Origin of the sequence: Bacillus sp. FSL W7-1360, assembly GCF_038592975.1 — a bacterium.
Classification (GTDB): domain Bacteria; phylum Bacillota; class Bacilli; order Bacillales; family Bacillaceae_D; genus Shouchella; species Shouchella lonarensis.
Window position 1 is genome coordinate 2330105 of the sequence record NZ_CP151950.1, and the last position, 12823, is coordinate 2342927.

Below are 12823 nucleotides of genomic sequence, written 5' to 3' on the forward strand. Positions count from 1 at the left end.
TTTATGTGATGGCAAGTCTATGGCACACATTTTACGAGTTAGCGAAAGGGTTATTGGTACTATTGGTTGTTGTATCTTTTGTGATGAATGTAATTCGACCGTATCTGCCATTTGACAAAATCAAGCAAGTAATGTCGTCTGGGAGAGGGATGGTCGGTAGTGTTGCAGGGGTTATTCTTGGGTTCGTGACACCATTTTGTTCTTGTTCAACGATTCCATTAATGGTGACATTGCTGAATCGTGGCGTGCCGTTTCAAGCGGTAATGACGTTTTTCTTTACGTCGCCGTTGTTGAATATCTGGGTGCTTGGTTTGATGGCACTTGTATATGGTTGGAAGGTCACACTCATTTATGCGGGAGTCACTGTAGTCTTTTCGATCGTGGTCGGGTATGTGCTTGATCAACTCAACTTTCAGGCACAAATCAAAGCCGTCATTGTTGAGGGACAGGAAGAGGAAGATATGAAGCGTCGTCGTCGCGACTGGGCACATCATTTGAAATTGTCGATCGGTGAGACGTGGAGGCTGATTCGCTCTGTTGGAGTGTACATTGTTATTGGCGCGTTTATCGGTGCATTCATTAAAGAAGCGGTACCGACTTCGGTCTTTACCTTTTTCCAAAATCAAAGTGAGTGGTGGGTGATCCCCGTTGCAGCAGTTTTAGGGATTCCCCTTTATGTGAGACTATCGACGATGTTACCTGTGACGCAAGCTCTTTTAGCGGGTGGTTTTCCGTTAGCACCGGTGATGTCACTAATCATTGGCGGGGCAGGTGCGAGCTTACCGGAAGTGCTGATGCTAACGAGTATTTTCAAGAAACGACTGATGGTGGCGTATATGATCGCGATCTTTTCGATGGCAACGTTTGCTGGTTACTTATTCTTAGGGTTAAACCTGTAAGGGAGGTGAGAACATGGGATTTTTCAGTCTTTTGAAAGGGAAAAAGAGCGAGAACAAGAGCTGCTGTAGCGTGAAAGTAGTGGAAGTGAAAGAGAAAGAAAAGCAATCGTGTTGCACCCCACGTGACCAAAAGTAGGAAAGTCGAGAGCGATGGATTGCGATGCTTATCAGGTGCTCATTTTACTGTTAAATCTGCAAGAGAGGTGAGAAAATGAAAAAGAGTAAGAATAAGAGCTGCTGTACTGCGGGGTGTTGTACCGCATGCTGTTGCACCCCACGTGACCAAAAGTAGGCAATTGGAGAGGGGGCGTCGTTTTTAGCGACGCTTCTTTTTTAAGGTAGGTGAATAGACAATTGACTGAGAGAAGATTAACATAAGAAATAATACCTAGGAAAGAGGCACAAACTATATTAGGCCCGTTCTTTCATAAAGGAGTTTAGAGTGATGTATCATCTTTTCATTGTTGAGGACGATGCGCAAATTCGGCGCATTGTCGCAGAGCACTTGCAAAGGTATGGTTACCAAGTGACGCAAGCGGTGCGGTATGAAGCGATTAAAGACGAGTTTCTCGAGGTAGAACCGGATCTTGTATTACTCGATATTAACTTGCCATACTTTGATGGCTTTTATTGGTGCCGGCAAATTCGTGCGATTTCGAATGTGCCTGTATTGTTTATTTCCGCGCGGACGGATGAAATGAATCAAGTGATGGCGATTGAACATGGGGGCGATGATTATTTAACAAAGCCGTTTCATCTTGATGTTGTGGTGGCGAAAGTAAAAAGTGCGTTGCGACGCGCATACGGTGAATATGCGCAAGCGCCAAATACTGAATCGGTGCGTGAATTGGAAGGGCTACGTTTTTGGCCGTCTCGCAATGAGTTGCATTTTCAAGACAAGGTCGCGGAACTGACGAAAAATGAAGCACGTTTGTTTGCGCGTCTTGCGGATACACCTAATCAAATTGTGAGTAGGGATGATTTACTAGAGGCATTGTGGGATGAGGTACATTTTGTTGATGATAATACGTTATCAGTCAATGTGACGCGGATGCGGAAACGGCTCTCAGAATTAGGAATTACAGATGCGATTCAAACAGTACGTGGTCAAGGGTATCGTTTGAATATCAATTGGGGGGCATCTTTATGATCCGCGCATTTTTGTTAGATAGACTTGCGGTGATCATTTTATTTATGTTGAATACAGCACTTGCAACGGTTGTGTTTCACTTATTTTTTTCTACGAAGGAATCATCGGTGGAGCGAGGCGTCGTTGCTTATGCGTTTTTATTATGTTTATTTTTGCTCGTGACCTGGCTAATAGTTGAATATGTGAGAAGCCGGCGATATTTGAAGAAGCTGTATGAATATACAAAAGGTGAAGGGCAAGACGGCTTGTTTGAAAATATGCATATGCCAACATATGAAGCACGACTTTGGCAGGAAGGGCAGTGGCAACAGCGTCGTAAGTATGAAGAGAAGCTTGATATGTATATACGTGCACACGAACAGCAGCAGTTGTTTTTCAATCAATGGGTTCACCATATGAAAACCCCTGTCTCAGTGATTTCTTTATTGGTGCAACAAGGAAAAAATGATGGAAATGACACGGTACTTGATGAAATTAGTGATGAGAATGATCGTTTCCGACACGGGCTCGAGTTGCTGTTGCATTTAGCACGTTTGGATCATTTTGCGATGGACTTGAAGGCGGAAAAAGTAGATATAATTACGGTGATCAGTAGTATTGTGAATGAAGAGAAGCGCCAATTTATTCGTCGCGGGGTTTTCCCGGAGATTCAAGGTGAACGAGGCGTATATTTTGTGTACAGTGATGAGAAGTGGCTCCGTGTATTATTGCAACAAATTGTATTTAATGCATTAAAGTATTCACCACAACAAACAGGTGCAAAGATTACATTCAAATTAAGGGAAGGAAAAAGTCAAATTTTACTAGATGTAATAGATCAAGGTGTGGGGATTGCAAAACACGATGTGCCGCGTGTGTTTGAACCATTTTTCACGGGAGAGAATGGACGGAAGTTTCAAGAATCAACAGGAATGGGGCTTTATTTAGCAAAAACAATTGCGAAAGGACTAGGTCATTCACTGACGCTTACGTCAACAACGGGGGTTGGGACAACAGTCACCATTGCATTCTCGTCAAAAACGTTGCATAACATGACAACATTGTAAGATGATCACGTTCCTTTGCAAGATGATTCTATGGGAGGGGATTGTAGCCTTGTTTATAATAAGAACCATCAAATGAAACACAAAGGAGTTTTGATGATGTCTATCTTAACAGTGAATCAACTGTCTAAAACATACTACCCGAAAAAAGATGGCTTAGCATACCGGGCGCTACATGACTTTGATCTTCGTGTTGAAGAAGGTGAGTTTGTTGGGGTCATGGGTCCGTCAGGAAGTGGGAAAACGACACTTTTAAATATGCTTGCGACGATTGACAAGCCGACTTCAGGAGAAATGATTCTGAACGGAAAGAACCCACTTGATTTGTCCCCTAATCAACTTGCATTGTTTCGGAGACGTGAACTAGGGTTTGTATTCCAAGACTTTAATTTACTGGATACATTGAATGTAAGAGAAAACATATTATTGCCACTAGCACTTGACACATTGCCGTTAAAGGAAATGGAAAAAAGGCTCATGCAGCTGGCAGAACAATTGAACATTGTAGATATTCTTGACAAGCGTATTTCAGAAATCTCTGGTGGACAGCAGCAGCGTACCGCTTGTGCGCGAGCGTTTATTCATGAGCCGGCAATGGTGCTTGCCGATGAGCCCACCGGGAATCTGGATTCAAAAGCAGCACGGCAAGTGTTAGACACACTAGCTTCGATGAATGAAGAGCGTGGCGCGACAATTTTAATGGTGACGCATGATCCGACGGCTGCGAGCTTTTGTGATCGGGTTGTCTTTATTAAAGATGGCACGTTTTTCTCGGAGATACGTAAAGGTGAAAAGCGGCAAGTGTTTTACCAAAATATTTTAGATACACTCAGTGTGCTCGGGGGGGACTTCCATGAATCTTCGCACCCTCGCGCGTAGAAATGTGACCGGTCATGCCCAACGGTATGCGGCATACTTCATTAGCTGTGTGTTTGCGGTCACCGTCTTCTTTTTGTATGCACAGTTTATTTATCATCCAGATGTAGCGAATGGTGAGATCCGCGGTGGTAGCAATGTGCGAGCGGGGATGATTGCGGCGCAATGGATGATTGTGCTTTTCTCAGTGTTTTTTATTGCGTACTCGAATCGCGCTTTTTTACAAGTACGGTCGAAGGAATTTGGGTTGTTGTCTCTTTTTGGAATGAGCGGCCGACAATTGCGAAAGTTGATTTATTATGAGCAAACGATCCTTTCACTATTGGCGATTGTCGTTGGATTGCTTTTGGGTACTGTGTTTTCGAAGCTATTTTTGCTGTTTCTCTCTTCCATTTTGGTTGTAGAAAATCCGATCGCCTTTGCGTTTGTTCCAAAGGCATATATCATTACAGTGGTTGCTTTTATCGTGTTGTTCCAAGTGCTGACGTTGTTGTCATTTTGGAAAATGCGTGGACAAGAAGTGACGGATCTTTTAAAAGAAGCGCGAAAGCCGAAATCGATGCCGAAAACGTCAGCCGCATTAACTGTACTTGCACTGCTATTCCTTGGCGGTGGTTACGGGCTTGCGGTCATCACAACAGGGGATACATTGATTCTTACGATGTTTCCAGTGTTAATTTTAGTAGTCATCGGGACCTACTTTTTCTTTACACAAGGAACGGTGGCGCTTTATAAGCGGCTGTATGCGAATAAAAAGGGATTAATGAGTGGGACGCGTTTAATTACAAGAACGAATATTTTATTTCGATTAAAAGATTATGCCCGTATGTTGTTTTTGACGTCTGTCATTGGTGCGGTCGTTTTAACAGCTTCTGGTACAGTGTACATGCTGTTTGATACGATTTTGGAGGATGGCGCAAGGAGCATGCCACAATCGATTTCTTGGGTGGAAGAGGATCCGGATACGTATGCAACCATTCATCCGGAAGAAGTAGAAGAGAAATTAACTGCATACGACGCAGAGATTTTATACCAGATCAATGAAACGATGCCGTATGTATCTGCGCAAGGAAGTGCTACTGGTGAGGAAGCGACATTCTCAGGTTCAGGATTTTTATTGTCAGAGACACAATACAACCAGTTAGCCAAAACGGTTAATGTCAGTGCAGTGCAGGTGGAAGAAGGTGAAGTGCTAACAAATGCACATGTGTTGGACTGGGAGGTATTTCCCCCAAAGCTAGACGTCGAGATTGGAGATACAGAGGAGACGTATGATGCCGGGCAGTTGGAAGACGAGCCGCTGCTTTCGTATGCGTCTGTATATGTCCTTGCTGATCATAATTATAATCAAGTCGTCAAAAATAATGAAATTGATATGTGGCGCTACATTGGATATGAGTTGAAAGATTGGCGTGAGCATGCAGAAGTGTCTGAAGCGATTGCGGATATGGTTGACGAAGAGCGTGTGTGGGATGTTTCTTTAAAGCCACTCAATTATGTGATGCTCATGCAAGCATTTTCATTGGTTGTCGCGATTGGTCTGTTTATTAGTTTACTCTTCTTCGTTGTACAAGGGAGTATGCTATATTTGAAATTGTTTACGGAACTTGAAGATATGAAACGCCAACTATTTTCGTTGAATCGACTCGGTATGACGAAGAAAGAAATGAAACGAGTCTTAGACCAGCAAATGCGCTTTCTCTTCTTTGTACCAGCTGTTGTCGGGAGTGTTCACGCATCATTCGCCTATGTAATGCTAAGCAATATGATGGGGGTAAATTTAGTGATAAATGCGTTGCTCGTCATCGGCGTGTACATGCTCTTTCAGGTAGGCTACTACTTGATTACACGCGTGTTTTATTTCCGTGCAGTGTTGAAGGATCTTTAATCGAGCGATAGAGGCCTCCTCGTTGTAGGAGGTCTTTACTAATTATAAACGTTACATAACATGACAACATTGTAAGGTTGTGATGCTTGTCTGCAAGATGATTCTATGGGAGAGAATTCTATTGCGGTTTATACTAAGAACCATCAAGTGAAACACAAAGGAGTTTTGAACATGTCTATTTTAACAGTCAATCAATTGTCTAAAACATATTATCCGAAAAAAGATGGCCTAGCGTACCGAGCGCTACATGATTTTGACCTTCGTGTTGAAGAAGGCGAGTTTGTTGGGGTCATGGGTCCGTCAGGAAGTGGGAAAACGACACTTTTGAATATGCTTGCGACGATTGACAAACCCACTGCAGGGGAAATGATTTTGAATGGAAAGAACCCGCTCGATTTGTCACCGAATAAACTTGCTTTGTTTCGCCGGCGTGAGCTTGGGTTTGTTTTCCAAGACTTTAACTTGCTTGATACGTTGAATGTAAGAGAAAACATTTTACTGCCGTTAGCACTTGACACATTGCCGTTAAAGGAAATGGAGAAGCGGCTTATGCAGTTGGCAAAACAATTGAATATTGTCGACATCCTCGACAAGCGTATTTCAGAAATCTCTGGTGGACAACAACAGCGTACTGCGTGTGCGCGTGCATTCATTCATGAGCCAGCGATGGTGCTTGCTGATGAACCGACAGGGAATCTCGATTCAAAAGCGGCGCGGCAAGTGCTTGATACATTGGCTTCAATGAATGAAGAGCGCGGGGCAACGATTTTAATGGTGACGCACGATCCGACGGCGGCAAGTTTTTGTGACCGGGTCGTTTTCATTAAAGATGGGACATTTTTCTCAGAAATACGTAAAGGCGACAAGCGCCAAGTGTTTTATCAAAACATTTTAGACACACTCAGTATACTTGGAGGTGATTTCCATGAATCTCCGCACCCTCGCGCGTAGAAATGTGACGGGTCATGCGCAACGTTACGCGGCGTATTTCCTTAGTTGTGTGTTTGCAGTCACCGTTTTCCATATGTACGCACAAGTGATTTATCATCCAGATGTGATGAATGGTTCAATCGGTGATCATATGCGATCTAGCATGGTCGCAGCACAGTGGCTAATTGTCATTTTCTCGGTATTTTTTATTACCTATTCAAATCAAGCTTTTTTACAAGTACGATCGAGAGAGTTTGGTTTGTTGTCTCTGTTTGGGATGAATGGCGGGCAGTTGCGTAAATTGATTTACTTTGAGCAAACGATTCTTTCACTGTTAGCGATTGCTGCTGGGTTGCTCTTTGGTACGTTATTTTCCAAGTTGTTTTTACTCTTTATTTCTTCGGTTTTGGTTGTGGAAAGTCCGCTGTCATTTGCGTTTGTTCCGAAGGCATTCATCATAACGGTTGTTGTATTCATCGTACTGTTCCAAGTGTTGACGTTGCTATCATTTTGGAAAATGCGTGGCAAACAAGTGACGGATCTTTTAAAAGCAGCGCGAAAGCCGAAATCCATGCCGATCACGTCACCGGTATTCACTGTACTAGCAGTACTGCTCCTTGGTGGAGGTTATGGGACTGCGGTCATGACAACAGGGGATACATTGCATTTAACAATATTCCCGGTATTAATTTTAACAGTCATAGGAACGTACTTTTTCTTCACGCAAGGAACGGTCGCACTTTATAAACGGTTTTATGCAAATAAAAGCCAGTTGATGAAAGGTACGCGCTTGATCACAAGGACGAATATTTTATTTCGCTTGAAAGATTATGCGCGGATGCTATTTTTGACCTCTATCATTAGTGCAGTTGTGTTGACGGCGACAGGGACTGTGTATATGATCTTTAACGCGATCATTGAAGACACAAGTAGTATGCCACAGTCCATTTCATGGGTCGAAGAAGATCCAGGGACGTATGCGCTAATTAGCCCGGAAGAAGTGGAAGAGAAGTTAAGTGTATATAATGCGGAGGTTTTGTATCAAATTAATGAAACGATGCCATATGTATCGTTTCAAGATATAGAAGGTGGGAACGAATTTCCTTACTCTGGCTTTTTATTGTCGGAAACACGTTACAATGAGTTAGCTAAAACCGTTGGCGTGCCTACTGTACAGATAGAACAGGGAAAAGTAGTGACGAATGGGACGATGGTCTCTAGTGAGAAGATTCCTACTCAGCTAAACTTGGAAGTTGGCAATAGGGCAGAAACGTATGATGTGCAAGAAACGGACACCGAGCGCCTATTCTCGTATGCGTCTGTATATGTGGTCTCTAACCAAGATTATGATCAATTTGTTCAAAATAACGACGTAGACATGCAGCGCTTCATTGGATATGAATTGAAAAACTGGCGCGATCAAGTAGAAGTGTCTGAAGCCATCGCCGGTACGCTTGATGAAAAGGATGCTTGGGCGCTTACGTTAAAAGCCTCTGAATATGTGACGATGGTGCGTGACTTCTCATTGACGATCGTCATTGGCATGTTTGTCAGTTTCCTCTTCTTTGTTGTACAAGGGAGCATGTTGTACTTGAAGTTATTTACAGAGCTTGAGGATACAAAGCGCCAACTATTTTCGCTTAAGCGACTGGGGACAACAAAGAAAGAGATGAAACAAGTTTTAGACCAACAAATGCGTTTTCTCTTCTTTGTGCCAGCTATTGTAGGGGCGGTGCATGCATCATTTGCATACGTCATGGTCAATAACTTGTTGCCGATTAATGTTATGAAGGCGTCAATGGTGATTGGGATATACGTGTTACTGCAGGTAGGTTATTATTTGATTACACGTGTGCTCTATTTCCGAGCAGTGTTGAAGGATCTATAGTATAAAATTTAGCGGCAGGCTCCTTAGGGGGCCTGTTTTTTATATTTGACTCAGGTCGACAATGATTATATAAGCATTGTATGATGGTGCTAAGCAGGAAGGAGTGGGAAAAGTGACGGTACAAGCAGAAACAGACAGGCTGATATTACGCCCATATCGTCTAGATGACTATGAAAATTGGCATACCCAGGTGGCGCATAGTTTTCCCTCCAAAACGAAGTATGACTAAGGAAGACCGTCATCAATGGAAATATACACGAAAACCTGGTTTGCGCAATGGGTGAGCAATTTCGAAGCGAAGGCGGCTCGTGATGAGATGTATCATTTAGGTATTTTTCGTAAAGACGATGGTGTGAACGTTGGAAAGGTAGAGTTGTATACGATTTTACGAATGGACTATCAGTGGGCGATGATGGGATATGCGATTCATAATCAATTTTGGCGGCTTGGCTTCGGGGTGGAGAGTGTGATCGCTGCCCGAGAAGCGTTCTTCAAGGAATTACAATTTCATCGCATTGAGTGTCATATTCTACCTGACAATAGCCCATCAATTCACCTTGCTGAAAAGGCAGGTTTTCGATTCGAGTGCATGCGCGAGGCGTTTTCCTACGAGGATGGCAGTTGGGCAGATTATCTTATTTATTACAGGAATAACGATGTGGAGAAGTAAACTTAGCTTATGGTAAGAAAAGAAGACCGTGCAGTTTTTAAATTGACACGGTCACCACGCCTGTGTGGCGCGGTATATCCCGTAGTCACACAGGCGTGGTGATTGTGTCCATGAGTGTATGATCGCTTCAACTTTGCCATTTCATAAAAATGCGCAGTGCTCAGTGATGTCAAAACATGTCGAGCAGAATGATTGACAGTACAATAAACGGGTTTTAAACTAGTAGCAGAGGAACTGATAAGAACATGAATCGATGTTGCGGCTCGTTCATGGATTGTCGGGGACATATTGTCTCGTAGCGCAAGGTGCTAATTGGGCGACTGGGCGAAGCTATGTTTTCAGCAGGCAGAAGGCGCATTCGTGGGAAATCAGTCAACGTGGCTTTATTAGTTAGAAAATTATGTATTTTATTGTGTGAGGAAGGAATTTTTAATGGGCATTCAATACAAAGGCATTGATCATGTGCAACTTGCAGCACCAAAGGGGAGTGAAGAGAAGGCGAGAGATTTTTTCGGGCGTATATTAGGGATGGAAGAAATACCAAAGCCGGCAAATTTGGCTAAGCGGGGCGGTGTCTGGTTTTCCTGTGGTCAGCATCAGCTGCATATTGGTGTTCAAGATGACTTTGCGCCAGCAAAGAAAGCACACCCAGCGTTTCATGTCGCGAATTTGGAGGAATTGCGGTCGACACTTACAGCAGCTGGTGTGACTGTAAAGGATGATGAGCCTTTAGAAGGTGCGGAGCGTTTTTATGTCGATGATCCATTTGGAAACCGGATCGAGTTTTTATGTCGGATTGAGGGGTGAAAGTGCGATGCTACCACCTAAGAGTATTTTAGATGTATGGCATAAGTTTGATCAGTTTCCGATGGAAACGTTGACGAAAGTATGGTTTTATCATCAAAGTGGTGAAAAAAAACAAAGATCGGTCGCGTTGATGAAAGCGCATCGAGCACAATATCAAACGTCGGGGAACTGTTATGATTTGGCCTTGTGGTTACTTGATGCATTTCAACAAGCAGGAATTGAAGCGTATCCGATTGGTCATAAAGATCACGACCATGCTGCGGTGATCGCACTTGATGAGGGAGGAAATCGCTTTTTCTGTGATTTAGGGGACCAGTGGCTCAAGCCGGTTTTAATTAATACGGATAGCGCGGACTACACGAATGAAAGTTTAGCCGGCTTCTTTCCGGCTGCGAAAGTACAAGTGCAACCGCGTGAAGAAGGGTTCAACATTTTGTACCATCGGCCGAATGGAAAAGTCTCAACCCAGTCGTTTTGTAGTCAGCCGATGTCAATGGCTGATTTCTTCCAAGCGGCAGAACTGTCTCAACGTACGTTGAATTCATATCCATTGTTAGAGTGTCGCATCCCTTATAAAACAGAGGTGGCTCATTGGGAATTTTGTGATTGGAACAGTTTTTTGAGTACGAGTGAAGGTGTAATTGACGATGTACCGTGTCCGACAGTGGCAGATTGGGCAGCAAGGATCCATCAGCATACTGGGTATGACCAAAAGATTTTGCGAGAAGTTTTGACGAGGATGGTCGGGATGAGAAAGTGAGGAAAACGCATTATGACAAAAAGTGTCCTAGTACTAGGCGGAACGGCCTTTGTTGGACGAGCAGTGTTGGAAGCGCTCATTGCTAGTGGGTATATGGTTGATTTTGTGACGAGAGGGCAGCGGAAGGTGGATGTCACCGGTTACCGGACACATCATATATGTGATCGGACAGATGAACAGGCATTAAGTGAGTGTATAGCGGGCGTTCATTACGACTACGTTTTTGATATCTCTGCTTACACGCGTCATGATATTGAAGTTGTGTTGCATGTTATAGAGACAAGCAAATTGCAACGTTACGTGTTTCTTAGTTCGGGTGCAGTGTACCTTCCGTCACAGCAATTGTTGCACGAACACTCACTGCGTGGTGCCAATCCGCACTGGGGTCGGTACGGGCTTGATAAGAGAGAAGCCGAGGATGTTTTGTTTGAAAACAAGTACAATGTTCCTGTTACGATTTTTCGCCCTCCGTATATTTACGGCGAAGGAAACGAATTGTATAGAGAATCGTATTTCTTCCAGCAGGTCGAAAAAGGGGAAGCGATCCCTTATCCAGCAACGGACAAGCGCGTGCAATTCGTCCATATAGACGATGTCGTTCGCATGATGCTAGCTGCCGTAACGAATGAACAAGCAGAGAATGAGGCGTATCACCTCGCCCATCCGGAAGAAGTCACGTGGGAAAAACTCGTGCGCACTTGCACGCGATGTGCCGGGGAGACGCAGTTATTGCCTGTATCAGTAGAAGAAATGGCGTTATTACAAGTGACGGCAAAACAGTTTTTCCCGTTTCGAGATGTCATGTATAAGATGTGTACCGATAAATTGCGTGAGCATGGTTTGCCGCAGCCACGTATTGGGTTAGAAGAAGGCTTAAGGCGGAGTTACGATTGGTTCACGAGACAAGCGTTCCAGGAGCCGACTATACATGCGATGAATGAGTTAGCGCGTGTGACTGCCTATTGCTTGCAACGGGAGAGAAACATGAGGTAACGAGAGGAGCGGTCATTTGGCAACAGGACATATGTACAATGCGGCGTCAATTGTGTTTACTGCAATTGGCCCGCTTATGTCAAAGTTTGGTGTTATTCACATCTCCCCTGGTAAAGCAGCCCTGGTGAATATGTTGACGGTCATTGTCGCGAGTTTTATATGGGGGCTTATCTCGCGAAATAAAGTCGTCTTTTATGTCGCGAAAGATGTAATGTGGATGGCATTGTTTAATGCGATTGGCGTCATTGCGTTATTTATTAGTATTAGCTTACTCTCACCGGTCATGATCGGATTTCTTGGGCGGTTGTACACGATTTTTGCAGTGATACTAGCGGTGCTCATCTTAAAAGAGAGGATGACGAAAAAAGAGGTGGTGTTCATTGCTGTTGCCTTGCTAGGGACATTTTTGTTTGTTGGTGAAGGTGGGGGAGAGTCAGCCTTGCTCATTGGTGTCATCACTGCGATTATATATACGTTCTTTTTTGCGCTCACCAATATATACATTAAGAAGACACAAACAAAAGATAGAAACGCAAATGCAATACTATTCACCAACAATGTGATTGCGTTAGGATTTGTCCTTGTTTATGTCCTGTTTACGGATGATTTGAGCACAGGCTTTCGTTGGCAAGGGGCGTTTTTTATTGTCTTATCTTCACTCTTTACGGGCTTTGTAGGGACACTGCTCTTTTTTAAAGCGCTCCAGTATATGCGGTTTTCCATTGCGAATGTGACACGGGCGTTTAGCCCTGTCCTGCTTGCAGTGATCTCATTTCCTTTTTTCCCGATTGCGATCACCGCTCAAAATATCGTTGGAGCGGTCATTTTACTTGGGTCGATTGTGCTTTTAGCGATGGAGGATCAGAAAACGGAGAAAAAGAAAGACGAAAAATCCCCAGCTACGTAGTGATGATCTCAC

Annotated in this window: 11 protein-coding genes and 1 pseudogene; all 12 read left to right on the forward strand. The window is 43.7% G+C overall.

Translation table 11 applies throughout. From position 1 onward, the window contains the following. The first annotated feature begins 8 nt into the window (after positions 1 to 8). The 12 genes and pseudogenes from NSQ26_RS12090 to NSQ26_RS12145 all read left to right on the forward strand — a co-directional run bounded on the left by NSQ26_RS12090 (position 9) and on the right by NSQ26_RS12145 (position 12811). On the forward strand, positions 9 to 899 hold the full coding sequence (locus tag NSQ26_RS12090; RefSeq protein WP_499720063.1) for a permease: 891 nt from the start codon (positions 9 to 11) through the stop codon (positions 897 to 899). A 445-nt stretch (positions 900 to 1344) separates the two neighbouring features. Then, positions 1345 to 2049, forward strand: coding sequence for a response regulator transcription factor (locus tag NSQ26_RS12095; RefSeq protein WP_499718312.1), 705 nt, complete (start codon positions 1345 to 1347; stop codon positions 2047 to 2049). Further along, entirely contained in the window at positions 2046 to 3095 is a 1050-nt protein-coding gene (locus NSQ26_RS12100) for a sensor histidine kinase (protein ID WP_499718313.1), read from the forward strand. The genes NSQ26_RS12095 and NSQ26_RS12100 overlap by 4 nt, the downstream gene beginning before the upstream one ends. A gap of 96 nt (positions 3096 to 3191) precedes the next feature. Next, positions 3192 to 3971 (forward strand): ABC transporter ATP-binding protein, encoded by a 780-nt coding sequence (locus NSQ26_RS12105; RefSeq protein WP_090776526.1) that lies wholly within the window; start codon positions 3192 to 3194, stop codon positions 3969 to 3971. Then, a complete protein-coding gene (locus NSQ26_RS12110; RefSeq protein ID WP_499718314.1) occupies positions 3946 to 5856 on the forward strand; it encodes an ABC transporter permease in 1911 nt (636 codons plus the stop codon). Before NSQ26_RS12105 ends, NSQ26_RS12110 begins: the two co-directional genes overlap by 26 nt. A 171-nt stretch (positions 5857 to 6027) precedes the next feature. Further along, a complete protein-coding gene (locus NSQ26_RS12115) occupies positions 6028 to 6807 on the forward strand; it encodes an ABC transporter ATP-binding protein (RefSeq protein WP_499718315.1) in 780 nt (259 codons plus the stop codon). After that, complete coding sequence (locus tag NSQ26_RS12120) at positions 6782 to 8674, forward strand: ABC transporter permease (protein ID WP_499718316.1); 1893 nt, start codon at positions 6782 to 6784, stop codon at positions 8672 to 8674. Before NSQ26_RS12115 ends, NSQ26_RS12120 begins: the two co-directional genes overlap by 26 nt. Positions 8675 to 8816: 142 nt before the next feature. Further along, a pseudogene (locus NSQ26_RS12125) lies at positions 8817 to 9344 on the forward strand (GNAT family N-acetyltransferase). A gap of 432 nt (positions 9345 to 9776) precedes the next feature. Beyond that, complete coding sequence (locus NSQ26_RS12130) at positions 9777 to 10151, forward strand: VOC family protein (RefSeq protein WP_499718317.1); 375 nt, start codon at positions 9777 to 9779, stop codon at positions 10149 to 10151. A gap of 7 nt (positions 10152 to 10158) precedes the next feature. Then, positions 10159 to 10911 carry a hypothetical protein gene (locus NSQ26_RS12135; protein ID WP_499718318.1) on the forward strand — a complete coding sequence of 251 codons (753 nt, stop codon included), beginning with the start codon at positions 10159 to 10161 and terminating at the stop codon, positions 10909 to 10911. Between the two features lie 12 nt (positions 10912 to 10923). Next, positions 10924 to 11904, forward strand: coding sequence for an NAD-dependent epimerase/dehydratase family protein (locus tag NSQ26_RS12140; RefSeq protein ID WP_499718319.1), 981 nt, complete (start codon positions 10924 to 10926; stop codon positions 11902 to 11904). Positions 11905 to 11920: 16 nt separating this feature from the next. Continuing rightward, positions 11921 to 12811 carry a DMT family transporter gene (locus NSQ26_RS12145; RefSeq protein WP_499718320.1) on the forward strand — a complete coding sequence of 297 codons (891 nt, stop codon included), beginning with the start codon at positions 11921 to 11923 and terminating at the stop codon, positions 12809 to 12811. Positions 12812 to 12823: the final 12 nt, after the last annotated feature.